This window comes from Acinetobacter sp. TWP2-2-3 (assembly GCF_049896445.1).
Taxonomy (GTDB): Bacteria; Pseudomonadota; Gammaproteobacteria; order Pseudomonadales; family Moraxellaceae; genus Acinetobacter.
The window spans coordinates 217,404-241,726 of record NZ_JAFCUI010000004.1 but is presented as its reverse complement, the minus strand read 5'-3'; the positions used below and the strand labels follow the sequence as shown (position 1 = coordinate 241,726).

The 24,323-nt window shown below is 44.8% G+C and carries 35 protein-coding genes and 2 pseudogenes; 5 read left to right on the top strand and 32 right to left on the bottom strand.

Features of this window, described 5'->3' with window-relative positions; genetic code table 11:
• Window positions 1–58 precede the first annotated feature (58 nt).
• From ACP7AK_RS08225 to ACP7AK_RS08080, 30 genes and pseudogenes are all read right to left on the bottom strand, one after another.
• Complete coding sequence (locus ACP7AK_RS08225) at window positions 59–1,549, bottom strand: flavin-containing monooxygenase (protein ID WP_253137920.1); 1,491 nt, start codon at window positions 1,547–1,549, stop codon at window positions 59–61.
• Between the two features lie 217 nt (window positions 1,550–1,766).
• Entirely contained in the window at window positions 1,767–2,132 is a 366-nt protein-coding gene (gene rplQ, locus ACP7AK_RS08220) for a 50S ribosomal protein L17 (protein WP_004281488.1), read from the bottom strand.
• An 18-nt stretch (window positions 2,133–2,150) separates the two neighbouring features.
• Entirely contained in the window at window positions 2,151–3,158 is a 1,008-nt protein-coding gene (locus tag ACP7AK_RS08215; protein ID WP_004281489.1) for a DNA-directed RNA polymerase subunit alpha, read from the bottom strand.
• Window positions 3,159–3,174: 16 nt separating this feature from the next.
• A complete protein-coding gene (rpsD, locus tag ACP7AK_RS08210; RefSeq protein WP_004281490.1) occupies window positions 3,175–3,801 on the bottom strand; it encodes a 30S ribosomal protein S4 in 627 nt (208 codons plus the stop codon).
• 12 nt (window positions 3,802–3,813) lie between these two features.
• Entirely contained in the window at window positions 3,814–4,200 is a 387-nt protein-coding gene (gene rpsK, locus ACP7AK_RS08205; protein ID WP_004281491.1) for a 30S ribosomal protein S11, read from the bottom strand.
• Between the two features lie 19 nt (window positions 4,201–4,219).
• Window positions 4,220–4,576, bottom strand: a complete 357-nt coding sequence (gene rpsM, locus ACP7AK_RS08200) for a 30S ribosomal protein S13 (RefSeq protein ID WP_004281492.1) — start codon at window positions 4,574–4,576, stop codon at window positions 4,220–4,222.
• A gap of 105 nt (window positions 4,577–4,681) precedes the next feature.
• The gene (rpmJ, locus tag ACP7AK_RS08195; RefSeq protein WP_000867907.1) at window positions 4,682–4,798 is read right to left on the bottom strand and encodes a 50S ribosomal protein L36; all 117 of its coding nucleotides are present in this window, start codon (window positions 4,796–4,798) and stop codon (window positions 4,682–4,684) included.
• A 19-nt stretch (window positions 4,799–4,817) separates the two neighbouring features.
• Entirely contained in the window at window positions 4,818–6,137 is a 1,320-nt protein-coding gene (gene secY / locus ACP7AK_RS08190) for a preprotein translocase subunit SecY (RefSeq protein ID WP_171054339.1), read from the bottom strand.
• Window positions 6,138–6,182: 45 nt separating this feature from the next.
• Window positions 6,183–6,623 (bottom strand): 50S ribosomal protein L15, encoded by a 441-nt coding sequence (gene rplO, locus ACP7AK_RS08185; protein WP_004281494.1) that lies wholly within the window; start codon window positions 6,621–6,623, stop codon window positions 6,183–6,185.
• A 3-nt stretch (window positions 6,624–6,626) separates the two neighbouring features.
• Window positions 6,627–6,803 carry a 50S ribosomal protein L30 gene (gene rpmD / locus ACP7AK_RS08180; RefSeq protein WP_004281495.1) on the bottom strand — a complete coding sequence of 59 codons (177 nt, stop codon included), beginning with the start codon at window positions 6,801–6,803 and terminating at the stop codon, window positions 6,627–6,629.
• Between the two features lie 6 nt (window positions 6,804–6,809).
• The gene (rpsE, locus tag ACP7AK_RS08175; protein WP_004281496.1) at window positions 6,810–7,307 is read right to left on the bottom strand and encodes a 30S ribosomal protein S5; all 498 of its coding nucleotides are present in this window, start codon (window positions 7,305–7,307) and stop codon (window positions 6,810–6,812) included.
• 2 nt (window positions 7,308–7,309) lie between these two features.
• Complete coding sequence (rplR, locus tag ACP7AK_RS08170) at window positions 7,310–7,660, bottom strand: 50S ribosomal protein L18 (protein WP_005101200.1); 351 nt, start codon at window positions 7,658–7,660, stop codon at window positions 7,310–7,312.
• A gap of 14 nt (window positions 7,661–7,674) precedes the next feature.
• Window positions 7,675–8,208 (bottom strand): 50S ribosomal protein L6, encoded by a 534-nt coding sequence (gene rplF / locus ACP7AK_RS08165; protein WP_004645059.1) that lies wholly within the window; start codon window positions 8,206–8,208, stop codon window positions 7,675–7,677.
• A gap of 13 nt (window positions 8,209–8,221) precedes the next feature.
• Window positions 8,222–8,617, bottom strand: a complete 396-nt coding sequence (gene rpsH / locus ACP7AK_RS08160) for a 30S ribosomal protein S8 (protein WP_004281499.1) — start codon at window positions 8,615–8,617, stop codon at window positions 8,222–8,224.
• A 12-nt stretch (window positions 8,618–8,629) separates the two neighbouring features.
• A complete protein-coding gene (gene rpsN, locus ACP7AK_RS08155) occupies window positions 8,630–8,935 on the bottom strand; it encodes a 30S ribosomal protein S14 (protein WP_004732275.1) in 306 nt (101 codons plus the stop codon).
• A 9-nt stretch (window positions 8,936–8,944) separates the two neighbouring features.
• Window positions 8,945–9,481, bottom strand: coding sequence for a 50S ribosomal protein L5 (gene rplE / locus ACP7AK_RS08150; RefSeq protein WP_004645057.1), 537 nt, complete (start codon window positions 9,479–9,481; stop codon window positions 8,945–8,947).
• Between the two features lie 16 nt (window positions 9,482–9,497).
• Window positions 9,498–9,815: a 50S ribosomal protein L24 gene (gene rplX, locus ACP7AK_RS08145; protein ID WP_004281502.1), complete on the bottom strand. Its 318-nt coding sequence runs from the start codon at window positions 9,813–9,815 to the stop codon at window positions 9,498–9,500.
• A gap of 9 nt (window positions 9,816–9,824) precedes the next feature.
• Complete coding sequence (rplN, locus tag ACP7AK_RS08140; protein ID WP_004281503.1) at window positions 9,825–10,193, bottom strand: 50S ribosomal protein L14; 369 nt, start codon at window positions 10,191–10,193, stop codon at window positions 9,825–9,827.
• A gap of 91 nt (window positions 10,194–10,284) precedes the next feature.
• Window positions 10,285–10,542, bottom strand: a complete 258-nt coding sequence (rpsQ, locus tag ACP7AK_RS08135; protein ID WP_004281504.1) for a 30S ribosomal protein S17 — start codon at window positions 10,540–10,542, stop codon at window positions 10,285–10,287.
• The gene (rpmC, locus tag ACP7AK_RS08130; protein WP_004281505.1) at window positions 10,539–10,736 is read right to left on the bottom strand and encodes a 50S ribosomal protein L29; all 198 of its coding nucleotides are present in this window, start codon (window positions 10,734–10,736) and stop codon (window positions 10,539–10,541) included. The genes rpsQ and rpmC overlap by 4 nt, the downstream gene beginning before the upstream one ends.
• The gene (gene rplP, locus ACP7AK_RS08125) at window positions 10,736–11,149 is read right to left on the bottom strand and encodes a 50S ribosomal protein L16 (RefSeq protein WP_004281506.1); all 414 of its coding nucleotides are present in this window, start codon (window positions 11,147–11,149) and stop codon (window positions 10,736–10,738) included. The genes rpmC and rplP overlap by 1 nt, the downstream gene beginning before the upstream one ends.
• Window positions 11,089–11,905 (bottom strand): annotated as a pseudogene (gene rpsC / locus ACP7AK_RS08120) (30S ribosomal protein S3). Before rpsC ends, rplP begins: the two are co-directional and overlap by 61 nt.
• A gap of 1 nt (window position 11,906) precedes the next feature.
• Entirely contained in the window at window positions 11,907–12,236 is a 330-nt protein-coding gene (rplV, locus tag ACP7AK_RS08115; protein WP_001982638.1) for a 50S ribosomal protein L22, read from the bottom strand.
• Window positions 12,237–12,247: 11 nt separating this feature from the next.
• Entirely contained in the window at window positions 12,248–12,523 is a 276-nt protein-coding gene (gene rpsS, locus ACP7AK_RS08110; protein WP_004281508.1) for a 30S ribosomal protein S19, read from the bottom strand.
• A 19-nt stretch (window positions 12,524–12,542) separates the two neighbouring features.
• On the bottom strand, window positions 12,543–13,367 hold the full coding sequence (gene rplB / locus ACP7AK_RS08105) for a 50S ribosomal protein L2 (RefSeq protein ID WP_004281509.1): 825 nt from the start codon (window positions 13,365–13,367) through the stop codon (window positions 12,543–12,545).
• An 11-nt stretch (window positions 13,368–13,378) separates the two neighbouring features.
• Window positions 13,379–13,699 (bottom strand): 50S ribosomal protein L23, encoded by a 321-nt coding sequence (rplW, locus tag ACP7AK_RS08100; protein ID WP_004281510.1) that lies wholly within the window; start codon window positions 13,697–13,699, stop codon window positions 13,379–13,381.
• Window positions 13,696–14,298, bottom strand: a complete 603-nt coding sequence (rplD, locus tag ACP7AK_RS08095; RefSeq protein WP_004281511.1) for a 50S ribosomal protein L4 — start codon at window positions 14,296–14,298, stop codon at window positions 13,696–13,698. The genes rplW and rplD overlap by 4 nt, the downstream gene beginning before the upstream one ends.
• An 11-nt stretch (window positions 14,299–14,309) precedes the next feature.
• A complete protein-coding gene (gene rplC / locus ACP7AK_RS08090; RefSeq protein WP_004645054.1) occupies window positions 14,310–14,948 on the bottom strand; it encodes a 50S ribosomal protein L3 in 639 nt (212 codons plus the stop codon).
• 60 nt (window positions 14,949–15,008) lie between these two features.
• Window positions 15,009–15,320: a 30S ribosomal protein S10 gene (gene rpsJ, locus ACP7AK_RS08085; protein ID WP_000070912.1), complete on the bottom strand. Its 312-nt coding sequence runs from the start codon at window positions 15,318–15,320 to the stop codon at window positions 15,009–15,011.
• A gap of 272 nt (window positions 15,321–15,592) precedes the next feature.
• Entirely contained in the window at window positions 15,593–16,327 is a 735-nt protein-coding gene (locus ACP7AK_RS08080) for a type 1 glutamine amidotransferase (RefSeq protein ID WP_425879483.1), read from the bottom strand.
• 163 nt (window positions 16,328–16,490) lie between these two features.
• Here ACP7AK_RS08080 and ACP7AK_RS08075 point away from each other — a divergent pair, with 163 nt between their 5' ends.
• The 5 genes and pseudogenes from ACP7AK_RS08075 to yihA form a co-directional block, all read left to right on the top strand.
• Complete coding sequence (locus tag ACP7AK_RS08075) at window positions 16,491–17,693, top strand: PLP-dependent transferase (protein ID WP_425879481.1); 1,203 nt, start codon at window positions 16,491–16,493, stop codon at window positions 17,691–17,693.
• An 18-nt stretch (window positions 17,694–17,711) separates the two neighbouring features.
• Window positions 17,712–19,262: a helicase HerA-like domain-containing protein gene (locus ACP7AK_RS08070; RefSeq protein ID WP_425879479.1), complete on the top strand. Its 1,551-nt coding sequence runs from the start codon at window positions 17,712–17,714 to the stop codon at window positions 19,260–19,262.
• A gap of 153 nt (window positions 19,263–19,415) precedes the next feature.
• Window positions 19,416–20,177 (top strand): globin domain-containing protein, encoded by a 762-nt coding sequence (locus ACP7AK_RS08065; protein ID WP_005101211.1) that lies wholly within the window; start codon window positions 19,416–19,418, stop codon window positions 20,175–20,177.
• Window positions 20,178–20,274: 97 nt separating this feature from the next.
• Window positions 20,275–20,715 carry an RrF2 family transcriptional regulator gene (locus ACP7AK_RS08060; RefSeq protein ID WP_425879476.1) on the top strand — a complete coding sequence of 147 codons (441 nt, stop codon included), beginning with the start codon at window positions 20,275–20,277 and terminating at the stop codon, window positions 20,713–20,715.
• A gap of 105 nt (window positions 20,716–20,820) precedes the next feature.
• Window positions 20,821–21,597: pseudogene (gene yihA, locus ACP7AK_RS08055) on the top strand (ribosome biogenesis GTP-binding protein YihA/YsxC); the annotation flags it as partial.
• Window positions 21,598–21,871: 274 nt separating this feature from the next.
• Here the strand turns inward: yihA and ACP7AK_RS08050 are convergent.
• Together ACP7AK_RS08050 and ACP7AK_RS08045 are read right to left on the bottom strand one after the other, a co-directional pair.
• The gene (locus ACP7AK_RS08050) at window positions 21,872–23,119 is read right to left on the bottom strand and encodes a dicarboxylate/amino acid:cation symporter (RefSeq protein WP_253102191.1); all 1,248 of its coding nucleotides are present in this window, start codon (window positions 23,117–23,119) and stop codon (window positions 21,872–21,874) included.
• 174 nt (window positions 23,120–23,293) lie between these two features.
• Complete coding sequence (locus ACP7AK_RS08045; protein ID WP_004645045.1) at window positions 23,294–24,166, bottom strand: acyl-CoA thioesterase; 873 nt, start codon at window positions 24,164–24,166, stop codon at window positions 23,294–23,296.
• Window positions 24,167–24,323 lie beyond the last annotated feature (157 nt).

Here is a 24,323-nt window from a genome sequence, read left to right as displayed (position 1 = left end):
TGGATGCATAAAAAAGGAGTCTCTCAGGACTCCTTTTTCTGTATGCAAAAATATAAATTTAAGAGACCAAACGCGGTTTATGCTTTAAAGCATTGCTGTTTTTTCTAAATTTCAGCACCCCATCTTCAAACGAAGCCTGCTTGAGTTCCTTGCGGTCTGCCAGATAATTATTGCTGACTTTCCATGGAGCATGTTTACCCTGCTTTGGCATCACGTCTGCAGCTCGGGCAATATAACCCGAACTAAGACTACCCATGACGGTATCCTGAAGCAATTCACTCTGATCTCCCTGAGCAATCACCTGCGCATAACCTTGCTGATCCATATAGTTCAGCAGACGGCAAATATACTCAGCTGCAATGTCGACTTTAAGCGTCCAGGAGGCATTGATATAGCCAATAATCAGCGCCATATTCGGTATATCACTGACCATGATGCCTCTATACAACATATGCTGTGAGGTATCGATAGGCTGACCATCCATCGTCGCCTGAATCCCGCCAAGAATTTGAATATTCAGACCGGTGGCAGAGACGATAATATCAGCATCCAGATGTTGACCTGATTTCAGCTGAATTCCCGTTTCGGTAAAGGTTTCTATCTGATCCGTTGCAACTGATGCCTGCCCTTCACGTAAAATTTTAAACAGATCCCCATCTGGCACCACACACAGACGCTGATCCCAAGGTTCATAATTCGGGGTAAAGTGCTTCATGTCCACTTTACCTTTTAGCTGAAGTTGCACCGATTTAAGCAAAAGCGATTTTAATAATTTTGGCTGTTTCTGTGCCAAAGCATAAATCCCGCGCTGCATGCCGATATTACGCGCACGTGTCAGCTTGTAAGCGACCTCCTCGGGCAGATATTTACGCATTTTTGAATAAATAAAATCGACCGAGGGTACAGAAGCAATATAAGTTGGGGAACGTTGCAACATGGTGACATGCCCTGCTCCACCTTTCACCATCGCAGGAACCAAGGTAATCGCGGTCGCACCACTGCCAATGATGACCACTTTTTTGCCTTTATAGTTTAAATTTTCCGGCCAATGTTGCGGATGAATAAATTTACCTTTGAATGCATCTTGATTTGGAAACTCCGGCTGAAAACCCTGATCATAATTATAATAACCGGTACAACCGAGTACAAAGTTGGCGATCCAGATCTGCTTCTTACCGTGTGCATCCTCGATCTCTACTGACCATTTGCAGGTTGTAGAATCATAATTGGCACTTAAGACCCGATGCTGAAAATGGATTTTCGGCTGTAGCTTAAACTCATCCACCACTTCAGTCAGATAATTTTTGATGGATGCGCCATCGGCAAGCACGCTTTCTTTCTTCCAGGGTTTGAAATTAAAACCAAAAGTCGACATATCCGAATCAGAACGGATTCCCGGATATTTAAACAGGTCCCAAGTTCCACCAATACTTTCACGGCGTTCAATAATCTCAAAAGAGCGTTGCGGACAATGTTTAGAAAGATGCGCTGCCAGACCAATCCCCGAGATCCCCGCACCCACGATTAAAATATCTACCTGCTTTTCCATCTTGTTCTTTTACCTAAGCGATGCTATCTGTTTTTATTAAATCACAAAACTGACAATACACAATGTCAAGTTCATTAAAAAGCCACTATTTTTTTATCTTTTGAGGCCAGATCAGTTATCTGAAACTCAATCACTTTAAATTAAAATATACAGGCATTAAAAAAGGCCGGTTTATTCAACCGACCTTTTCGAACAACTTGCGTTATTCTTCACGAAATTAGTTAACTTCGCGATCTACTAGCTCAACGTAAGCCATCGGTGCAGCATCACCTGCACGGAAGCCCGCTTTAAGAACACGTAGATAACCGCCGTTACGCTCTTTGTAACGAGGGCCAAGAACGGTAAATAATTTACCAACAGTTGCTGCTGAACGAGTACGAGCAAACGCCAAACGACGGTTTGCTACTGTATCGTTTTTAGCTAAAGTGATTAAAGGCTCAGCTACACGACGTAACTCTTTTGCTTTAGGCACAGTTGTTTTGATCAACTCGTGCTCGAACAAAGAGTTAGCCATGTTTTGGAACATCGCTTTACGATGACTGCTTGTACGGCCTAATTTCACACCACTATTACGATGACGCATGGTGATAGTCCTACTTAATTAACGGCTACGATAGGCGAAACGATCGTCCATACGGAGACTAGCCGGTGGCCAGTTCTCTAAACGCATGCCGAGTTGTAAGCCTTTAGAAGCCAGAACATCTTTGATCTCAGTAAGCGATTTTTTACCCAAGTTAGGAGTTTTAAGCAACTCAACTTCGGTACGCTGTACAAGATCACCAATGTAGTAAATGTTTTCTGCTTTCAAACAGTTAGCAGAACGAACAGTTAGCTCTAGATCATCTACTGGGCGAAGCAAGATTGGGTCAACTTCTTCACGAGGCTCTTGAGCAACAGGTGCTTGATCTTTCTGAAGGTCAACGAAGATCGCAATTTGTTGCTGCAAAATAGTTGCAGCTTTGCGGATCGCTTCTTCAGGATCTACAGTACCGTTAGTTTCAAGATCAATGATCAGTTTATCAAGGTCAGTACGTTGTTCTACACGCGCGTTTTCCACGGTGTATGAAACACGTTTGATTGGGCTGTAAGACGCATCTAACTGCAAGCGACCCACTGGGCGAGTTTCGCCTTCAGGGAAGCGTGAATCAGAAGTCTCGTAGCCACGACCTTGAGCCACTTTCAGACGCATTTTCAATGAGCCTGAGGCACTTAAAGTACCGATCAAATGTTCAGGGTTAACCACTTCAACATTATGAGGTAAACGAAGGTCAGCCGCAGTTACGTCGCCTGCACCTTGTTTCTCTAATGTTAAATAAGCTTCATTTTGATCGAACAGCTTAATCGACAATCCTTTTAGGTTCAGCAAGAGCTCGACGATGTCCTGCTGCAAGCCTTCCAAAGTACTGTACTCGTGCTCGACCCCTTCAATCTCAACTTCTACCACAGCTGCGCCAGGTAGAGAAGAAAGAAGGATGCGACGTAAAGCATTACCAAGAGTATGACCAAAGCCACGCTCTAATGGTTCTAGAATAACTTTTGCCGAGGTCCCGCTTGCCGCTTCGACCTTGATCGCTTGCGGAGTTAGAAACTCATTTGCAGTACGCGTCATATTGCTTCCTCAAGGATTATTTAGAATACAATTCTACAATCAAGCTTTCGTTGATTTCAGCAGGTAAATCAGAACGATCCGGTGCAGCTTTGAACGTACCTTCTAATTTAGAATGGTCAATTTCCATCCAAGAAGGCATGCCACGTTGAGTAGCTAACTCAATTGCGTTTTTGATACGTAATTGTTGCTTAGCGCCTTCGTGAACTGCGATCACATCACCCGCTTTAACTTGGATAGACGCAATGTTAACACGACGGCCATTCAAAGTGATGCTACGGTGAGATACTAACTGACGAGCTTCTGCACGAGTAGAACCGAAACCCATACGATAAACAACGTTATCAAGACGGCTTTCAAGTAGCTTCAACAGGTTTTCACCAGTTGCGCCTTTAACACGAGCAGCTTCTTTATAGTAGTTACTAAATTGACGCTCTAAAACACCGTACATGCGACGTACTTTTTGTTTTTCACGTAATTGTAGTGAGTACTCAGATTGTTTACCACCACGAGCCCCGCCGTGTTGGCCAGGAACTTTCGCATGTTTTTTTGTCTTAACATCAAACGGTTTAACGCCTGATTTAAGTTGCAGGTCTGTCCCTTCGCGACGAGAGAGTTTGCATTTTGGACCAATATAACGAGCCATGAATGTTTCTCCTTACACGCGACGTTTTTTAGGTGGACGGCAACCGTTGTGCGGGATTGGCGTCACATCGGTAATGCTGTTAATTTTATAACCCACTGCACCTAAAGCACGAACCGCAGATTCACGACCAGGACCAGGACCTTTTACAAGGACGTCCAAGTTTTTCAAACCGTAGTCTAAAGCAGCTTTACCAGCAACTTCAGCAGCTACCTGAGCAGCGAACGGAGTTGATTTACGTGATCCACGGAAGCCTTGTCCACCTGAAGTGGCCCAAGCCAGTGCATTACCTTGACGATCGGTAATAGTCACAATGGTGTTATTAAAAGAAGCGTGAATGTGTGCGACACCTTCAGAGACGGTACGAGTGACCTTCTTGCGTGCGCGAGTATCTTTAGCCATCTTTTAGCTTCCAGAAATCTTATTTCTTAATAGGTTTGCGCGGACCTTTACGGGTACGAGCGTTAGTTTTGGTGCGTTGACCGCGGACAGGCAAGCTGCGACGATGACGAAGACCGCGGTAGCAGCCTAAATCCATTAAACGTTTAATGTTCATGGAAATTTCGCGACGTAAATCACCTTCGGTCGGAACCTTAGCAACTTCTGCACGAATCGCATCAAGCTGAGCGTCATCTAATTCACGGATCTTAGTAGTTGGAGCAATACCAGCAGCAGCTAAGATAGCTTTTGAAGTATGGCGACCAATACCAAAGATATACGTTAGAGAGATAACAGCGTGCTTGTTATCCGGAATGTTTACACCGGCAATACGAGCCATTCAATTTTCTCCAAAAAGGCAGTAGATAATCAACCGCCCCACAAAAATCTTGAGGGGCGGATAATAACCTAATTCGCCTACAGAAATCAACAGGTCTTAATCAGATTAACCTTGACGCTGCTTATGACGAGGTTCTGCGCTACAAATTACGCGGATAACCCCATTACGACGGATAACTTTACAGCTACCACAAATTTTCTTAACAGAAGCTTGTACTTTCATGATGAAACCTCAAGTGCGCTTATCCCTTAGGATGAGCAGTCGTTTTTCTCATTAACGTTTGATTATCGTATTGGTGCGAAGTGAGGTGTGATTGCAGCTGAGCCATAAAGTCCATCACTACCACCACAACAATCAGCAAAGAGGTACCACCCAAATAGAATGGAATACCAAATGAACTTTGCAATACCATCGGCATCAAACAAATGACTGCGATGTAAATCGCGCCAATAAATGTCAAACGATTGAGAATATGATCTAAGTAACGAGCAGTTTGCTCACCTGGACGTATACCAGGCACGTAAGCTCCGCTGCGTTTCAAGTTCTCTGACACTTCTTTAGGACTAAATACCAGTGCTGTATAGAAGTAACAGAAAAAGATAATTAACGCACCAAAGAGCACCAAATACAACGGCTGACCAGGCGACAATACCAATGCTACATCTTGCAGGCTACGCTTAATAAATCCAGCATTTGGATCTGCACTACCCACCCACTGACCTAAGCTCGCAGGGAACAAAAGTAATGAGCTGGCAAAAATTGCCGGAATCACACCCGCCATATTAATTTTTAATGGCAAATGTGTCTGCTGTGCAGTAAATACACGACGACCTTGTTGTTTTTGAGCGTAGTTTACCGGAATACGACGCTGCGCTTTCTCGATAAACACGATCGCTGCCAAAACACCCAGAGATAACAAACCAAAAATTACCAAGCCAATCAGGCTGGTCTGGCCATTATCTACAGAGGAGAAAGATTGCATAATCAGATTAGGCAATCCGGCAACAATACCCGCGAAGATGATCATGGAAATACCATTTCCCACCCCACGCTCGGTAATCTGTTCACCCAACCACATCAAGAACATGGTCCCCGCAACCAGTGAGGTTACTGCAGGAACATAAAAAGCCAAACCAGTATTCAGGGTAATCCCCTGACTGATCAGGCCTGCACACATACCTATCGCCTGTACCAGCGCTAAGAATAATGTACCTTGTCGTGTGTATTGATTAATTTTACGTTTGCCTTGCTCGCCTTCTTTCTTTAAAGCTTCCAGCGAAGGAACCACAGTTGACATCAACTGCACGATAATCGACGCAGAGATGTATGGCATGATCCCGAGAGCAAGAATAGACATTCGTTCTAATGCACCACCAGAAAACATGTTAAACAAACCAAGGATGGTACCTTGGTTTGCATTAAACAAGTTTTCTAACGCAGCATTATTGATGCCTGGTACTGGAATATGCGCTCCTAGTCGAAACACCAACAACGCACCAATGAGAAACATCATTCGACGAATAATTTCACGGTATTTCACATGAAATGGTTGGCCTTTCATCATGTTGACATGACCTGAAGAACTAGGAGTCATAGACACTGGGGATTACTCCTCGACTTTGCCGCCAGCAGCTTCAACAGCAGCTTTAGCGCCTTTAGTCAATGCAACACCTTGAACAGTGAATGCACGAGTAATTTCACCAGAAAGTACGATACGAGCACGGATCATGTCTTTACGTACAACGTTCGCAGCTTTTAAAGTTTCAAGAGACACGATGTCGCCTTCAACTTTAGCAAGCTCAGATAAACGTACTTCAGCAGTTTTCAAAGCCAATTGGCTAGTGAAGCCGAATTTAGGCAAACGACGGTAAAGTGCTGTTTGACCGCCTTCGAAACCTGGACGAGTACCACCGCTCTTACGTGAGTTTTGACCTTTGACACCACGGCCACCGGTCTTACCAACGCCAGAACCGATACCACGGCCTAAACGAAGGTTATCACGTTTAGCACCTTCTGCAGGTGCAATTGTATTTAAACGCAGAGTCATGGCTTATTCCTCTACACTAACCATATAGTAGACTTGGTTGATCATACCACGGTTAGAAGGTGTGTCTAACACTTCTACAGTATGACCAATACGACGCAGACCTAAACCTTGCAGGCTAAGCTTGTGATTTTTCAAGCGGTGCGATGCAGATTTAGTCTGGGTAACTTTAATCGTTTTCATGATTGATTACCCTTGAATTTGTTCTACTGAAAGACCACGTTTCGCAGCAACCTTTTCAGGAGTAGTCATATCACGCAAACCATTGAAAGTTGCGTTTACTACGTTAGCAGCGTTAGTAGAACCACGGCATTTAGTCAACACGTTACGTACGCCTACAGCTTCTAGAACTGCACGCATAGCGCCACCAGCAATTACACCTGTACCTTCAGAGGCAGGCTGCATGAATACGCGGCTAGCGCCGTGACGTGCATGAATTGGGTGCTGTAACGTACCATCAACAAGGTCAACAGTAATCATATTGCGACGAGCAGCTTCAAGTGCTTTAGAGATAGCAGCTGGAACTTCACGTGCTTTACCACGACCAAAACCTACGCGACCATTACCATCACCCACAACAGTTAATGCTGTGAAAGAGAAGATACGACCACCCTTAACAACTTTGGCTACACGATCAACGGCAACCAGCTTTTCAACAAGACCTTCGTTTTGTTCAACTTTAGCCATGATTAGAACTCCAAGCCGTTTTCACGAGCAGCATCAGCCAAGGCTTTGATACGACCATGATATTTAAAACCAGAACGGTCAAATGCAACTTTAGTAACACCAGCTGCTTTAGCGCGTTCTGCGATTAAAGCACCTACTTTTTGAGCTGCTTCAACGTTACCAGTTGTACCCGCACGTAGAGTAGTGTCTAAAGTAGAAGCTTGCGCTAATACTTTGCCACCATCTGCAGAGATAACTTGAGCATAGATGTGACGCGGAGTGCGGTTTACACACAAACGAGTCGCACCCAATGCACGGATGTGCAAGCGTGTGCTTTTCGCACGACGCAAACGGGATTGTTTCTTTTCGTTCATAAGAACCTCGCGCCTTATTTCTTCTTAGCTTCTTTACGAAGTACAACTTCGTCAGAATAACGAACACCTTTGCCTTTATATGGCTCTGGTGGACGGTAACCACGGATATCTGCAGCAACCTGTCCTAAAGCTGCTTTATCAGCAGATTTAAGAATGATTTCAGTTGCAGTTGGAGTTTCAGCAGTTACACCTGCAGGAAGTGCATAATCGATCGGATGAGAGAAACCAAGGTTAAGATGAACAACGTCACCTTTAACCGCAGCTTTATAACCAACACCGATAAGCTGTAACTTACGTTCGAAACCTTCGCTAACACCTTTTACAAGGTTGTTAAGCACAGCGCGAGCAGTACCAGCTTGCATCCAAGCGTCTTTCGACTCTTGTACTGGAGCAATAGCTAGAATACCGTCTTCCTGTTTAAGCTCGACCAGCGCATGCAGGTTGAAAGACAATGTACCTTTAGTGCCTTTCACTTCGACCTGCCGGCCGTTCTGAGTAACTGTTACACCGTTAGGTACAGTTACTGGGGCTTTAGCCACACGAGACATGAGGAATCACCTATTAAGAAACAAAAGCAATAACTTCACCACCAACGCCTGCAGCACGTGCAGCGCGATCAGTCATGATGCCTTTGCTTGTAGAAACAATTGCAATACCTAAACCTTGCTTAACGCTAGGAAGTGCATCTTTACCGCGATACTGACGTAGACCTGGACGGCTTACGCGCTTCACAGTTTCGATAACTGGTTTGCCTTCGAAATACTTTAAAGTCAAAGTAAGAGTTGGTTTGCCTTCAGCATCCGCAACTTCTACGTTTGAAATATAACCTTCTTGTTGAAGTAAGTTAGCAATTGCTACCTTCAACTTAGAATTAGGCATAGAAACAGTTTGTTTCTTTGCCATTTGTGCGTTACGAACACGTGTTAGCATGTCGGCAACGGTATCTTGCATACTCATCTATAGTGCTCCTTACCAGCTTGCCTTAACAACGCCAGGTACATCACCTTGCATTACTGTTTCACGTAATTTGTTACGGCTTAAACCGAACTTACGGAAGTAACCATGAGGACGACCAGTTAAACCACAACGGTTACGTAGACGTACTGGAGATGCATTACGTGGTAATGCTTGTAATTTCATCATCGCTTCGAAACGTTCTTCGTCTGATGCATTTACGTTTGCAATAACAGCTTTTAATTCAGCACGTTTTGCAGCGTATTTAGCAACAGTAGCTTCGCGTTTCAATTCGCGATTAATCATACCTTTCTTAGCCATATCGACCTCTTATTTGAACGGGAAGCCGAATGCACGCATAAGCGCACGGCCTTCGTCATCGGTGCGAGCAGTCGTAGTAATGGTAATATCCATACCACGAATACGATCAATCTTGTCAAAATCGATTTCAGGGAACATGATTTGCTCCTTAAGACCCATTGAGTAGTTACCACGACCGTCGAATGATTTCGCAGAGAAACCACGGAAGTCACGGATACGAGGGATCGCAATCGAGATCAAACGGTCCAAGAATTCGTACATACGTTCGCCGCGTAAAGTAACTTTACAACCGATCGGCCAACCATCACGGATTTTAAAACCAGCGATTGATTTACGAGCTAACGTAAGTACTGGTTTTTGACCAGCGATAGCTTGCATATCTGAAAGAGCACCATCAAGGAGTTTTTTGTCAGCAGCAGCTGCGCCAACACCCATGTTGATCGTGATTTTAGTGATGCGAGGAATCTCCATCACATTCTTAACACCCAATACTTCTTGTAATTGAGCTTTAAGTTCGTCGTTGTAACGTGTTTTAAGTCTGGCCATGGCCTATATCAACCTATTACTTCGCTACCGCCACTGATTCACCATTTGATTTGAATACGCGAGTTTTCACGCCATCAATCACTTGGTAACCAACACGGTCAGCCTTTTGGGTTGTAGCATTAAAAACTGCCACGTTTGAAATATGAAGCGAAGCTTCCTGAGTTACAACGCTACCTTCAGCGCCTGTAGCACGGTTCGGCTTCTGATGCTTCTTCACCAAGTTAAGGCCTTCAACCTTAACACGGTCATTAGAAACAGACAGAACAGTACCCTGTTTGCCTTTTTCTTTACCTGCGATCACAATTACTTGATCGCCTTTTTTAATCTTAGCCATGATCGCCTCTTATAGAACTTCAGGAGCCAATGAAATAATTTTCATGAACTGTTCAGTACGAAGTTCACGAGTCACTGGTCCGAAAATACGAGTTGCAATCGGCGCTTTGTTGTTGTTCAAAATAACAGCAGCGTTATCGTCGAAACGAATCACTGAACCGTCTGCACGACGGATACCGAATTTTGTACGAACCACAACCGCATTCATCACGTCACCTTTTTTAACACGTGCGCGTGGAATTGCTTCTTTTACAGTAACTTTAATAATGTCGCCAACAGAAGCATAACGACGATGCGAGCCACCAAGTACTTTAATACATTGTACGCGGCGTGCACCACTGTTGTCTGCTACGTCGAGCATAGTTTCGGTCTGAATCATTGCCCTACTCCAAAACCGAGCAACACCGGTCGAAATTTCGAAAGGCTCAAAGAGTACTCGAAATTGACCGATGATGCAACAAGAACGTTAATTACTCAGCAGCTGCTTCAACAACTTCAACTAGAGTCCAAGACTTAGTTTTAGAAATTGGGCGGCTTTCTTTAATGGTTACAACATCACCAGCTTTTGCTGTGTTGTTCTCATCATGAGCATGTAATTTTGTTGAACGGCGGATTAATTTGCCATACAACGGGTGTTGAACTTGGCGTTCAATAAGAACAACGATAGATTTATCCATCTTGTCGCTTACAACTTTGCCAGTTAACGTGCGGACTGTTTTATCACTCATTGTCCGTTCCCCTGTTTTTCGGTAAGGAGGGTCTTAATACGAGCAATAGTCTGACGAGTAAGTGCAACTTCATGCGATTTACCCAATTGACCAGTTGCTTTCGCCATACGAAGACGGAATTGGTTAAGCTGTTGCTCATCAAGCAAAGCTGTCAACTCTTCTACCGACTTTTCACGTAGATCTTTAGTTTTCATTACATTACCGTCCGAGTCACGATAGCGGTTTTAAACGGAAGCTTAGCTGCTGCAAGCGTAAACGCTTCGCGAGCCAATTCTTCGTTAACACCATCAATTTCGTACAAGACTTTACCTGGTTTGATTTGGCAAACCCAATATTCCACAGAACCTTTACCTTTACCCATACGCACTTCAAGAGGCTTAGAAGTAATCGGCTTGTCCGGGAATACACGGATAAAGATCTTACCACCACGCTTAATACGACGGCTAATTGTACGACGCGCTGCTTCAATTTGACGCGCAGTCATTTGACCACGTTCAACTGATTTAAGTGCAATAGTACCGAAAGATACTGTGCTACCGCGGTGTGCTAGACCAGTGTTACGGCCTTTCTGCACTTTACGGAATTTAGTACGCTTAGGTTGCAACATGGATTATTCTCCTTTTTCAGCAGAACGATCATTGCGACGACCACGACGCTCTTGACCTTCACCACGACCACGACCGCGTTTAGCTGGACGCTCTTCAGCTGGAGCTGGGTTCATGACTTGTTTCATGCCGCCCAAGATCTCACCACGGAAGATCCAAACTTTAACACCGATCGTACCGTAAGTAGTCTCAGCACGCATAGTCGCATAGTCGATATCTGCACGAAGCGTATGTAGAGGTACACGACCTTCACGATACCACTCAGTACGAGCAATCTCAGCACCACCTAAACGGCCTGAAACTTCTACTTTGATACCTTTAGCACCAGCACGCATTGTGTTTTGAACCGCACGCTTCATAGCACGACGGAACATTACACGTTTTTCTAATTGAGAAGCGATAGCTTCAGCAACTAGACGCGCGTCTAAGTCTGGACGATCAATTTCATTGATACTTACTTGCGCAGGAACACCCATGATAGATGTTAATTCGCGTTGTAGTTTCTCAATATCTTCGCCTTTTTTACCGATTACGATACCAGGACGAGCAGTGCTAATAGTTACTTTAGCAGCGCCTGTAGGGCGTTCGATAAGAATGTTGCTGATCATCGCGTTTTTAAGTTTTTTGATCAAAAACTCACGAACTTGAAGATCTTTAAGCAAGTATTCAGCGTATTGTTTCGGATTCGCATACCAGTTAGCGTTATGACGTTTCACAACACCTAGGCGGATACCGATTGGATGAACCTTCTGACCCATATCAAACCCCTACCTTAACGGTGATGTGACAAGTACGCTTAGTAATACGATCTGCACGGCCTTTAGCACGTGGCATAATACGTTTCAGGCTCATGCCTTCATCAACGTAGATCGTAGAAACTTTAAGGTCGTCTACATCTAAACTGTTATTGTGTTCAGCGTTTGCAATCGCAGATTCCAACGCTTTCTTAACTAGAACTGCAGCTTTTTTGTTGCTGAAGTTAAGGATGTTAAGAGCGTGCGCAACAGATTTGCCGCGGATAAGATCTGCAACCAAACGAGCTTTTTGTGCCGAGATAGCGGCACCGCGTAATTTAGCAGTTACTTCCATCATAGCACCCATTAACGTTTAGATTTCTTGTCAACACCGTGACCGCGATAGGTACGAGTTGGTGCAAATTCACCAAGCTTGTGACCAACCATGTGCTCAGAAACGATCACAGGAACGTGGTTACGGCCATTGTGTACAGAAATTGTTAAACCAACAAAATCCGGGAGGATCATCGAACGACGCGACCAAGTTTTGATCGGCTTACGGTTATTAGCCGCGATAGCCGCTTCAACCTTAGCGAACAAGTGCGCATCGACGAATGGGCCTTTTTTCAGAGAACGAGGCATTGTCAGATTCCTTTACTTGTTACTTAACGCGACGGTCGCGAATAATCATCTTAGTCGTACGCTTATTGGTACGTGTCTTGTACCCTTTAGCTTTTTGACCCCATGGGCTTACAGGTTGAATACCTTTGTTACGCCCTTCACCACCACCATGTGGATGGTCAACTGGGTTCATCGCCATACCACGAACGGTAGGACGAACACCACGCCAGCGTGATGCACCAGCTTTACCTAGTGAACGAAGGTTGCTTTCTGAGTTAGATACTTCACCTAACACAGCACGGCATTCAACGTGAATTTTACGCATCTCGCCTGAACGCAGACGAACGATAGCGTAAGAACCGTCACGACCCAACAGCTGAACTGAAGTACCAGCTGAACGAGCTAACTGCGCGCCTTTACCGATTTTAAGTTCGATGTTGTGAAGAGTAGAACCGATAGGCATGTTGCGAAGCGGCAAGCAGTTACCTGGACGAATTGGAGCATCGTTACCAGACTGTACTTTATCGCCAGCGCGAAGGCCTTTAGGAGCGATGATATAACGACGCTCACCATCAGCATACAATACAAGCGCAATGTGTGCAGTACGGTTAGGATCGTATTCGATACGCTCTACAGTTGCAGGAATACCATCTTTGTTACGTTTGAAGTCAACTAGACGGTAGTGCTGCTTGTGACCGCCACCAACGTGACGAGTCGTGATGTGACCGTTGTTATTACGGCCGCCAGTACGTTTTTTAGCTTCAACCAACGGAGAGTATGGTGCGCCTTTGTGAAGGTGATCGTGAACCACTTTCTCTACAAAGCGACGTCCTGGAGACGTTGGCTTACATTTTTGAATAGGCATAATTCTCGTCCTTATTCCGCTGTGCTTTCAGCGGTATCGCCCAAGTCAGCCATTTCAACATCTTGGCCAGCTTTCAGGGTGACGTATGCTTTTTTAACATCAGAACGACGTCCTAATGTTTTACCAAAGCGTTTAGACTTACCTTTAGTGATAGTCGTGTTAACTTTAACAACTTCCACACCAAAGAGTTGTTCCACTGCTTTTTTGATTTCAAGCTTGTTTGCATTTAATGCAACTTTAAACACTTGAACACCAGCAGTTTCACCTAAAACTTGTGCTTTTTCTGAGAATACAGGTCCTTGCAGGACTTGATAGATACGTTCGTTGTTCATCCGAGTTCTACCTCAATTTTCTTAGCAGCAGCTACAGACATAACAACTTTGTCGAACGCAATCAAGCTAACCGGATCGATTGCAGCAGCATCAACCACATCAACGTGTGGAATGTTGCGCGCAGCAAGATACAGGTTCTCATCAACAGCATCAGTAACGATCAATGCGCGAGTCGCATTCAAGTCGTTAAGTTTTGCAAGCAATTCTTTAGTTTTTGGAGCTGCAACAGCAAACTCTTCAACTAAAACTAGGCGATCTTGACGAACAAGTTCAGCTAGGATGCATTGCATAGCACCGCGGTACATTTTACGGTTTACTTTTTGAGACCAGTCTTGTGGACGAGCAGCAAAAGTTTTACCACCGCCAACCCAGATTGGGCTACGAATAGAACCAGCACGAGCGCGGCCAGTACCTTTTTGACGGAATGGCTTGCGACCACCACCAGAAACGTCTGCACGTGATTTCTGAGCTTTTGAACCTTGACGGCCACCAGCTAAATAAGCTGTAACCACTTGGTGAACAAGAGCTTCATTAAATTCACGACCGAACGCAACTTCTGATAATTCAACAGCAGAGCCGGAAACAGTATTTAAATTCACGTTATTTCCCCTCAGGCCTTGATCGTAGGACGAACGATTACGTCGCCACCAGTAGCACCAGGAACCGCGCCTTTAACAACTAGAACTGAACGTTCTGTGTCGATAGCAACGATCTCAAGACCCTGTGTAGTTACGCGTTCAGCACCTAAATGGCCAGCCATTTTTTTGCCTTTGAATACGCGACCAGGAGTCTGGTTTTGACCAGTAGAACCTAAAACACGGTGAGAAACTGAGTTACCGTGAGTTGCATCTTGCGTACGGAAGTTCCAACGCTTAACACCACCTTGGAAACCTTTACCTTTAGATTGACCAGTTACGTCAACAACTTGACCAACTTGGAACAATTCAACGGTAAGCGTACCACCAACTTCACGACCTTCAAGATCAGCTTCTGTAGCACGGAATTCTTGAACTAGACGACCAGCTGCAACACCCGCTTTCGCGAAGTGACCTTTCTGAGCGTTAGTTACGCGAGATTCGCGACGTTCACCAGTAGTGATTTGAATCGCTTGATAACCATCAGTTTCAAGCGTTTTGATTTGAGTGATGCGGTTAGGATCAACCTCAATCACTGTAACAGGCACAGAAACACCAGCATCTGTAAAGATACGTGTCATACCGCACTTGCGACCGACTAAACCAATAGCCATGTGCATAAACCTCTAAAAAAGCGGCCTAATTAACTTAGAGTGTTAATTAACCCGAAAGCCTTAACCCAATGCGATCTGAACATCAACACCAGCTGCAAGATCTAACTTCATCAATGCATCTACAGTTTTGTCTGTAGGTTGAACGATGTCGATCAAACGCTTGTAAGTACGGATTTCGTACTGGTCACGCGCATCTTTGTTTACGTGTGGTGATGTTAAAACGTTAAAACGTTCAATGCGTGTTGGCATTGGAATTGGACCACACACTTGTGCGCCAGTACGTTTTGCGGTTTCTACGATTTCTTGAGCTGATTGATCAATCAAGCGATGATCAAAAGACTTAAGACGGATACGAATTCTCTGGTTAGACATACCAGTAAACTCCAAGCCAAATATATAAAGAATCACTCTTGACGCATCTCACCCCACTTTATATGGGCAAGTGTCAAGAGCAGTGAAATATCACTAAGGTCATGATCGATGCCACGACTGTAACGATAGTTAACTACTTTATTCGCAGTTAACCCCCTTCCTATTGAAGGGTCGCTTATTATAGCCATTGTTTAATGCATAAGCAAATCTCTTTTATGGTTTTATCCAAGTTTTCAATTTATGACTTAAAACAATAGTTTATTGTTTAAATATTAGGCAGTTTTCGCCAAAACATATTCTATAGCACGATTTAACATCTGATTTCCTTCAATAAATTTTTGCTTCGTGGTTTTTTTTAATTCAAATAAATTTTGCACATATTTTCCTGAAAATTGCGCAAGCTCTTCTTCATTTTCCAAAAACAATGCCAGGGTTTCTGGGGTAATTTCAGGATGAAACTGGAAGCCCAATACATTTCTGCCCAACTGATACATCTGATTACGACAGGCTTCATTTTCTGCCAGATGGACTGCACCTTTGGGCAATTCAAATGTTTCATTGTGCCATTGCAGAATATTAAATTGCTCCGGCAAGCTAAAACACGTCTCTGGTAGATTCGTCACTCTGTGCACCGTGGTCCACCCCAATTCCTGTTCTGGATTGCGACTAACACCTGCACCTAAAGCATTTGCAATCAATTGCCCACCCAGACACAGGCCAATTGCCGGTTTGCCATGCGAAAGATAGCGACGCAACCAGCGTTTTTCTATTCTTAACCAGGGGAAATTCGCTTCATCATTCACACTCATGGTTCCCCCCATAATGATCAGCAAATCCACCTCTTCCACTGCAGGCAGCGCCTCGATCTCCAGCGGTCGATCGACGGGTAAAGCAAAAAATTCAGTCGCGGTAATTTGCGCCTGATGCTGCTTTAAAAATTCATAACAACTACCAAAACCTTCACCAGCAGTATGCTGAAAATAATGCACTTTTAAATGCGACTTCATGCTCCTCAACCTATTTTTTTAGCTATATAAATTTAGGTTTTGCAAAAATGAAGCCAACTTTTTATAAGACTTGTTGTTTTTAAACAATTCACAACGTAACTGGCAGTGAGTCACAGATTCTCTTAAGCTAGAGTAATATTTGATTACATTTGAGCGCATTCACGTGAAACAAGACTCTCAAACTCGCCTGATTCATGCACCACGAAAGGCTCCTCAAGCGATTTCTACTATTCAGCCTCCCCTCTATCGTGCATCGACCATTATCTTTAACAATACCGATGCCCTGTTTAATCGCCATTGGACCGATGGCTATGACTATAGTTATGGCACGCATGGCACGCCTACAACCTTTACTCTGGGGGACAACATTGCACAACTCGAAGGTGGTTTATATCACTTGCTCGCACCGAGTGGTTTATCCGCGATTAATCTCGTGAATTCTTGCTTTTTAAGTCAAGGCGATGAGGTTTGGGTGGCTGACAATATCTATGGTCCAAACATGGAGCATTTACGCAATCTGGAAAAGCGTTATGGAATTACAGTTAAAGTCTACAATCCCATAGAGCTTGATACGTTTCAGCCTACAGATAAAGCCAAACTGATCTGGCTCGAGGCTGCTGGCTCAGTCACCTTGGAATTTCCGGATCTGGCTGGTTTAGTGAAAAAAGCTCAGGCACACAATATTCTTACTGCGCTGGATAATACCTGGGGCGCAGGTCTGGCTTTTGATGCCTTTGATTTTAGTGAAGAGCATTTAAGTGTAGATATGACGGTACATGCACTGACCAAATATCCAAGTGGCGGTGGTGATATCCTGATGGGCTCAGTGGTTACGCGAGATAAGACCCTGCATCACAAACTGTTCCGTGCGCATGCCATTCAGGGCATTAGTGTTTCTGGTGATGATGTGGCACAGATACAACGTAGTCTGGCTTCGATGCAACTGCGATATCAACATCAATCCAACAGTGCGCTTACATTAATGACATGGCTTAAACAGCAAACCGAGTTTGTGCAAGTACTTCATCCTTCAGATCCGGACAGTGCAGGCCATCAGTACTGGAAAGAAATTTGCAAGCAAGGTGATAGTGCCGGCCTGGTCAGCGTGATCTTTGACAGCACATACGTAATGCAGGATATCCGGAATTTCTGTGATAGCTTAAAACTGTTTAAGCTTGGCTTTAGTTGGGGTGGCCCTGTCAGTCTGGTCATGCTATATAACTTAAAAGACATGCGTGTGCTGGAACATTCACACTTAAAAGACGGCTTGCTGGTTCGTTTCTGTATTGGACTGGAATATCCGGAAGATTTGATTCAAGATATTCAGCATGCACTAGAACAAATGAAAAAACTTAAAAACGAATAATAAATAACAGGAAAAGCTATGGGTAGACCAATTGTTATTGCTAAAAAAACTGCGGATGCCACACAGGATATTGTGCTGCATTCCCAACTTGCCAATCGACATGGCTTGATTGCAGGTGCCACTGGTACCGGAAAGACTGTGACTTTAAAAGTATTGGCGGAGAGCTTTTCTCGAATTGGTGTACCTGTATTCCTCGCCGATGCCAAAGGCGATGTGTCCAGCCTGACCAAAGCAGGTGAAAGCAGCCCCAAGTTTGATGAACGGATTAAAAGTCTCAATATCGAGTCCATTCCTTTTGCAGCCTCACCAGTGGTGTTTTGGGATTTATTTGGCGAACAGGGTCATCCGATTCGGACTACCATTTCTGAAATTGGCCCGCTGCTGCTGGCGCAAATACTGAATCTGAATGACACCCAGGAAGGCGTTTTATCTGCCGTGTTTCGGATTGCCGATGATCAGGGTTTATTGCTGATCGACTTTAAAGATCTGAAAGCGATGCTGAGTTATGTCTCTGAGCATGCGGCTGACTTTAAAGCTGAATATGGCAATCTTTCACCCGCCAGTCTCGGTGCGATTCAACGTAATTTGTTAGCACTGGCTGACCAAGGCGGTGACCAGTTTTTTGGCGAGCCGGCGCTGGATCTGATGGACTTTCTGCAGACGGACAGTCAGGGCCGTGGCAATATCAATTTGTTGGCGGCTGACAAGCTGATGAACACGCCTAAGCTGTATGCCACCTTCTTACTCTGGATGCTCTCCGAGTTGTTTGAACAGCTTCCAGAAGTTGGCGATCTGGACAAACCGAAACTGGTGTTCTTCTTTGATGAAGCGCATCTCTTGTTTGACAATGCCAGCCCTGCCCTACAAGATAAAATTGAGCAGGTGGTGCGCCTGATTCGCTCTAAAGGCGTGGGAATTTATTTTGTCACGCAAAATCCGTTGGACTTGCCGGAAAGTGTCTTAGGCCAGCTCGGCAATCGGGTTCAGCATGCTTTGCGGGCTTTCACTCCCAAAGATCAAAAAGCAGTAAAAACCGCAGCAGAGACTTTCCGCGCCAATCCTGAATTTAAAGTCGATCAGGTGATTACCGAGTTAGCAGTAGGTGAGGCCCTAATTAGCTGCCTGGATGAAAAGGGCATTCCACAAATTGTAGAGCGTGGCTGGGTCATGCCGCCGCATTCATCCTTTACACCGATCTCGCTTGAAGAACGCAAGGCTCTCATGCAGCAAAGTATAGTTGCCGGTATTTATGAGCAGCCAGTCGATCGGGACAGCGCCCACGAAATGCTGCAAAACAAGGTCGCAGAACGCCAGCAACAGGCTCAGGCCGCCGAATTTGCCAAACAACAAAGCAAGGAACAAGAAGCTCTTGCCAAGCAGCAAATTAAAGAACAGGAACGTCTGGCACGAGAACAGCAAAAAGAAGCTGAACGCGCAGCCAAGCAACGAGAAAAACTGACTCAGGATATTGTCGGCACCTTTGCCAAAAGTGCTGCCCGCAGCCTGGGCGGGAGTACTGGGCAGAAAATTTTGCGCGGCTTACTGGGTTCGCTGTTTGGCCGCAAATAATTCCTCTCCTTTTCCGATCATCATCATACTTTTTATGGGATATTCTTATATCCCATAATTTTTTTATGGTTTTATGACTATGCGCTATTGTAAAGCCATTTTAAAAGATGTAATTTAAATACATCTTTTAAAAAACACCTATAGACGGCTCTCATGACTCCACAACATATCGAACTTGTACAAGCGACTGTTCCTGTTTTACGTGAAAACGGCGTAGCACTTACCACGTATTTCTATAACCGCATGTTGAACAACCATCCAGAGTTGAAAAACACCTTCAACATGGATCATCAAAGTACCGGCCGTCAACCACGTGCCTTGGCTGCCGCAGTACTTGCCTATGCCGAAAACATTACCAATCCGGGCGTTTTGGCCAAAGCCATCGAACGCATTACCACTAAACATGTCAGCCTGGATATTCAACCGGATCAATATGCGATTGTCGGTGAGAATCTGTTGCACTCGATCAGCGAAGTTTTAGATGTACCCATGGACTCAGACCTGATTGCAGCCTGGAAAGAAGCGTATATGCAACTGGCAGATATTTTGATTGGTGTGGAAAAATCTAAATATGCCACCCTAGCTTCTGAAAATGGTGGCTGGGCGGGCTGGCGCGAATTTGAAGTAGCAGCAGTGAATGATACCGACGCAGGTAAAATCTTTACACTTAAAGCTAAAGATGGTGCAGCGATTGCAAGTGCTGAAGCCGGTGAACATATTTCAGTACGTGTACAGGTGCCTGAACAGCACATTCGTCAACCACAACAGTTTAGCTTTGATCAGGCTCAAAACGAGCAATATCAAATTACTGTGAAAGCGGAAGAAAATCCAACCGCATTCTCGGTTGCACAGACACTGATCGACCACTACAAAGTTGGTGATGTAGTTGAAGTGTCTGCCCCGCTCAAGCTTTAATTGCAAAAACGGTTTAGACTAGCATCAGATTCTGATTAAAAGCTCCATTCGTGGAGCTTTTAACATTCAATTCTTTCATTTTCTAGCTGTTGACCTTATGCAACTCAATAAATTCACTGACTATGCGCTTCGGATTCTGATGTATGTCGCACAGCCACGTGATCTCCCCTATACCATTGCAGAACTTGCCGAGCGATTACAGGTTTCACAAAATCATGCCATGAAAATCGTGCATTTTATGGCGAAACAGGAGTGGCTGATTACCATACGTGGTAAAGGTGGCGGCATACGTTTAAATCCGGCCAGCCTGAACCTCCAGCTGGGACAGATTGTGCGGATCCTGCAACGCGACAACAATGTAGTGGAATGCAATAGCCCACCCTGCGTATTACGTCCGACCTGTGGCTTAAAAGGCATTTTAGATGATGCCGTGGAACAGTTTTATAGCAGTCTGGATCAATATGTACTTAAAGATGTGATTAGGCCACGAAATGCGCGTTTCAGCACAAATTCTCCGATCAGCCTGATTAATCTTTAAAGTCTTCAGGGTCATGTCTTGTGACTTATTCTTGCGGCAAAGTTCGCTTGCCTGTGCGACTTCCTTTATAATGTTTCATTGTAGATCATTTATTGAAGTTGAGTTATGCACCACAGCAGAGGAAAATCCAAAAACAGTAAGACAGCCCATGCGCCTAAGCAAAAGATCAGCTACGAGAAAAAAGTTGATTCTGCCATTACTGAATATTCTGTGCGCGCACTCAACTGGCTACGCAAAGCCGAATTTTTAATGAGTGCACCCAAACTCAGTCTTTGTGTAGAAGATACAGGCTATGAAATTGCTTTTGCCGGCCGCTCAAATGCGGGTAAGTCTAGTGCGATTAATGCCCTGACCAACCAGAAACAGTTGGCACGTGCATCGAAAAAACCTGGCCGTACCCAGATGATCAACTTTTTCAGCCTGGGCAATCCGGATCAGCGTCTGGTCGACTTACCCGGTTATGGTTATGCGGCTGTGCCTGAAAAAATGAAACTGGTCTGGCAAAAAGAACTGGAAAATTACCTGATTCACCGCCAGAGCTTACAAGGCCTGGTATTGCTGATGGATATCCGCCATCCCCTGCAACACTTTGATGTGATGATGCTGGAATGGGCTTATTCCCGCCAGTTGTTCGTGCATGTCTTGTTAACCAAGTCAGATAAACTAAACCGTGGTCCTGCATCCAAAGCCTTGCAGGAAGTCAAAGCGGCATTGAAAAAGATGAAGGTGGATTTCTCGATTCAACTGTTTTCCTCCATGAACAAACAAGGTTTAGAAGAACTGGCCAGTGTCATGGGTGGCCGTTTGAACTTTACCTTAGATCAAGCCTCTGAATATGATCTGGACAGTATTCCGGAAGCATCAGCGCATGATTTAAATGAATCTGATGAACCGCTTGAAGAGCTCGAGCTTAGTGAAACTGATTCGGAGCATGTTGCCGAAGTATCGACACATGATTTAAATGAAGCTGAAGAACCGCTGGAATTACTTGAGCAGGATCAATCCGAGCTTAAAGCGGCAGATGAATTGAATCAGAATAAGCATTCACCGGATTAAGATCCATATCACCGCAATGGTCTGGGAGTTCTGGATTTATTAAAACTTACCTTATAAAAAAAGCAGACCAATGGCCTGCTTTTTTTATTTTTTAAATGTTTTAGCTATCTGTAGCTTGAAGATCGGGTTCACGCGTATGCCGGTCCACCACCACACTGATCATCATATCCCCTTGAACATTCACGACTGTGCGTACGGTATCCAGTAAACGGTCGATCGGTAAAAGAATAGCAATCGCCTCGGCAGGCAAACCGACCGACTGCAAGACCATGATCATGGTCACCATACCGGCACTCGGAATTCCTGGTGCACCTAAGGATGCAATCATCGCCGTGGCGCAGACCACCAGTTGCTGCCCCAGACTCAGATCCAGCCCCATTAAATTGGCAATAAATAATGCTGCTGCCGCTTCATACAGTGCTGTGCCATCCATATTCAACTGTGTACCAAGTGGAATCACAAAGCCTGCGGTATGTGGACGTACTCCTAAATTTTCCTGTGCGCATTTCATTGACAAGGGCATGGTGGCCGAACTGGAACTGGTAGCAAAGGCAGTAATCAGAGCAGCTCGTGTGCCTTTAAAGAACGTGACCGGATCCATCTTGCCGAAAACCCATAGCAATAAAGGCAAGACCACGATGCCATGAAAAATCGTCGTGCCGGTAACCACCGCAGCGAATTCAGCCAGACGACTGAGGACTGAAACATCTTCAGTGGCAATTAATTTAGCCAATAAGGCAAAAATACCAAGCGGTGCCAGTTTCATCACCCAGCCAATCATCAACATCATGATTTCGAAAAACTGGTGACTCAGCTTGCGCACAGTACGAAACTTATCCCCACCTGCCACCAGTGCCACACCAACAAATAAGGCAAAGACTACCACCGCCAAGACATTGCCATCGGCAAAAGCTTTAAACGGATTGATCAGGGTATTCTGAATAAAATTGGTAAAGAAAGATGAAGGTGTCAGGGTATCTGGCGTTTGATGTTGCGCCATGGCATCCTGGAACATCAGCACATCAACACCCTTACCGACATCAAACAAATGCGCACACGCCAGACCTAAAATGAGCGCCAAGGTGGTGGTGGTCACACAGCACATCAGGGTGATTTTCCAGGTGCGGCTTAGCTGCCCACCCGCCTGCAGATTGGATACGCCGACCACGATCGAGCTAAAAATCAGCGGCACTAACAGCATTTTTAACAAGCCAATAAAAATGCTGCTGACGATACCGATGCCATATAAGCTGACATCAAAAAATGAGGTCTGCGGAAATATCGTCAATAGAAATCCAAACAGCACCCCCAATACGGCGGCAATTAGAATTTGCGTATTTAAGCTCATCTTTTCATGCATTTTTAATATTGATCTTAAGCCGCACTATGCCATGCGAATTCTACAGAATCGAGTAATATTTTATAAACGCGGCGTGAGGACATGATATCAAATGGCCATTTTCATCCGGCTTAAAAACAAAAAGCCGAATCAGGGATTCGACTTTTTGAGCAGGAAGAAAAATTACTGTGTTTCGATTTCACGTAAACGGATCAAGCCTTCCTGAGAGGTACTGCAGACCAGCTCACCGTTCTGCCACATCCGGCCAAAATTCAGGCCACGCGAACTGGCGCTTTGGGTGGCATCCATATCGTAAAGCATCCACTCATCCGCACGGAACGGTTTATGGAAGTACATGGCATGGTCAATACTGGCACATTGCAAACTTGGCGAGATATAGCTCAGACCATGTGGACGAAGCGCTGTGGTCATCAAGGTAAAATCAGAATAGAAAGCAGCAATAGCCTGATGCAAGGAGATCTGATCGACTTCTGCAGCAATACGGTCATGCGTACGGATATAGTGCGCATAAGACGGTGCTTCAGGTTGAGGCTGGAATGGATTTTGCGGATTGACCGGACGAATTTCCACATGACGATCACGAGTGAAAGATGCACGGACATTTTCCGGAATAAACTCAATAATCTGTTTGATCAGTTCCGCTTCATTTTTCAGGCTTTCTGCCGGTGGATATTCAGGCTCTGAAATCTGGTAATTTAGCCCTTCTTCCTGATGCGCGAAAGACACCATACACATGAAAATGGTACGGCCATGCTGAATAGCGCGCACCTGACGGCTGACAAAGCTCTTGCCGTCACGGATACGATCCACTTCATAAATAATCGGTGCATTGACATCCCCGCCAAACAGAAAATAGGCATGTAATGAATGTGCTGGACGATCTGTGGTATAAGACGCGGCGCGTAGTGCCTGCCCTAAAACCTGCCCACCGAACACGCGCTTGCCCACCAGATTCCGGCTGATTCCCCGGAAAATGTTTTCTTCTAACTTTTCTAAGCTGAGCAGCTCGACCAGTTCCTGTGTTAAGGCATTCATAAGCAACCTATCTAATATTGGAGATATCCAAAATGGAAAAACGGATCTAAATAATTGATCTGGAATATTCTGCCACAAAATCAGACCGAAACTCTAAAGTTTGCATGACTGTTCTGTCATACTGATGTCATAAGTGACTAGGAAAAGCACCTGCTTT

Excerpts from the sequence above, each read along its gene's own strand:
- rplF (WP_004645059.1), bottom strand. The coding sequence starts at position 8,208 with ATGTCTCGTGTGGCTAAAGCCCCAGTAACTGTACCTAACGGTGTAACA.
- rplQ (WP_004281488.1), bottom strand. The coding sequence starts at position 2,132 with ATGCGTCATCGTAATAGTGGTGTGAAATTAGGCCGTACAAGCAGTCAT.
- rpsK (WP_004281491.1), bottom strand. The coding sequence starts at position 4,200 with ATGGCTAAAGATACTCGCGCACGCAAGAAGGTCACTCGTACCGTCTCT.
- rpsD (WP_004281490.1), bottom strand. The coding sequence starts at position 3,801 with ATGGCTCGTTATATTGGTCCAAAATGCAAACTCTCTCGTCGCGAAGGG.
- rpsQ (WP_004281504.1), bottom strand. The coding sequence starts at position 10,542 with ATGAGTGATAAAACAGTCCGCACGTTAACTGGCAAAGTTGTAAGCGAC.
- rpsM (WP_004281492.1), bottom strand. The coding sequence starts at position 4,576 with ATGGCTCGTATTGCCGGTGTAAACATTCCGGATAACAAGCACGCTGTT.
- rplP (WP_004281506.1), bottom strand. The coding sequence starts at position 11,149 with ATGTTGCAACCTAAGCGTACTAAATTCCGTAAAGTGCAGAAAGGCCGT.
- rplC (WP_004645054.1), bottom strand. The coding sequence starts at position 14,948 with ATGGCTATTGGTTTAGTCGGTCGCAAGTGCGGTATGACACGTATCTTT.
- rpsJ (WP_000070912.1), bottom strand. The coding sequence starts at position 15,320 with ATGTCTAACCAGAGAATTCGTATCCGTCTTAAGTCTTTTGATCATCGC.
- rpsH (WP_004281499.1), bottom strand. The coding sequence starts at position 8,617 with ATGAGTATGCAAGATACCGTTGCCGACATGCTAACACGTGTTCGTAAC.
- rpmD (WP_004281495.1), bottom strand. The coding sequence starts at position 6,803 with ATGAAAACGATTAAAGTTACCCAGACTAAATCTGCATCGCACCGCTTG.
- rplB (WP_004281509.1), bottom strand. The coding sequence starts at position 13,367 with ATGCCTATTCAAAAATGTAAGCCAACGTCTCCAGGACGTCGCTTTGTA.
- ACP7AK_RS08080 (WP_425879483.1), bottom strand. The coding sequence starts at position 16,327 with ATGAAGTCGCATTTAAAAGTGCATTATTTTCAGCATACTGCTGGTGAA.
- rplO (WP_004281494.1), bottom strand. The coding sequence starts at position 6,623 with ATGACTCTGCGTTTAAATACAATTGCACCTGCAGAAGGTGCTAAACGT.
- rpsN (WP_004732275.1), bottom strand. The coding sequence starts at position 8,935 with ATGGCTAAGAAAGGTATGATTAATCGCGAATTGAAACGCGAAGCTACT.
- rpmJ (WP_000867907.1), bottom strand. The coding sequence starts at position 4,798 with ATGAAAGTACAAGCTTCTGTTAAGAAAATTTGTGGTAGCTGTAAAGTT.
- ACP7AK_RS08060 (WP_425879476.1), top strand. The coding sequence starts at position 20,275 with ATGCAACTCAATAAATTCACTGACTATGCGCTTCGGATTCTGATGTAT.
- secY (WP_171054339.1), bottom strand. The coding sequence starts at position 6,137 with ATGAAAGGCCAACCATTTCATGTGAAATACCGTGAAATTATTCGTCGA.
- rplN (WP_004281503.1), bottom strand. The coding sequence starts at position 10,193 with ATGATTCAGACCGAAACTATGCTCGACGTAGCAGACAACAGTGGTGCA.
- rpsE (WP_004281496.1), bottom strand. The coding sequence starts at position 7,307 with ATGGCTAAAGTTGAACAAAACGAAGGTCTTGTTGAAAAGCTGGTTGCC.
- ACP7AK_RS08070 (WP_425879479.1), top strand. The coding sequence starts at position 17,712 with ATGGGTAGACCAATTGTTATTGCTAAAAAAACTGCGGATGCCACACAG.
- ACP7AK_RS08045 (WP_004645045.1), bottom strand. The coding sequence starts at position 24,166 with ATGAATGCCTTAACACAGGAACTGGTCGAGCTGCTCAGCTTAGAAAAG.
- rplW (WP_004281510.1), bottom strand. The coding sequence starts at position 13,699 with ATGAACAACGAACGTATCTATCAAGTCCTGCAAGGACCTGTATTCTCA.
- rplX (WP_004281502.1), bottom strand. The coding sequence starts at position 9,815 with ATGGCTAAGATTAAAAAAGGCGATCAAGTAATTGTGATCGCAGGTAAA.
- ACP7AK_RS08065 (WP_005101211.1), top strand. The coding sequence starts at position 19,416 with ATGACTCCACAACATATCGAACTTGTACAAGCGACTGTTCCTGTTTTA.
- rpmC (WP_004281505.1), bottom strand. The coding sequence starts at position 10,736 with ATGAAAACTAAAGATCTACGTGAAAAGTCGGTAGAAGAGTTGACAGCT.
- rpsS (WP_004281508.1), bottom strand. The coding sequence starts at position 12,523 with ATGCCTCGTTCTCTGAAAAAAGGCCCATTCGTCGATGCGCACTTGTTC.
- ACP7AK_RS08215 (WP_004281489.1), bottom strand. The coding sequence starts at position 3,158 with ATGACGCGTACTGCAAATGAGTTTCTAACTCCGCAAGCGATCAAGGTC.
- ACP7AK_RS08225 (WP_253137920.1), bottom strand. The coding sequence starts at position 1,549 with ATGGAAAAGCAGGTAGATATTTTAATCGTGGGTGCGGGGATCTCGGGG.
- ACP7AK_RS08050 (WP_253102191.1), bottom strand. The coding sequence starts at position 23,119 with ATGAGCTTAAATACGCAAATTCTAATTGCCGCCGTATTGGGGGTGCTG.
- rplR (WP_005101200.1), bottom strand. The coding sequence starts at position 7,660 with ATGAACGAAAAGAAACAATCCCGTTTGCGTCGTGCGAAAAGCACACGC.
- rplV (WP_001982638.1), bottom strand. The coding sequence starts at position 12,236 with ATGGAAGTAACTGCTAAATTACGCGGTGCCGCTATCTCGGCACAAAAA.
- rplE (WP_004645057.1), bottom strand. The coding sequence starts at position 9,481 with ATGGCCAGACTTAAAACACGTTACAACGACGAACTTAAAGCTCAATTA.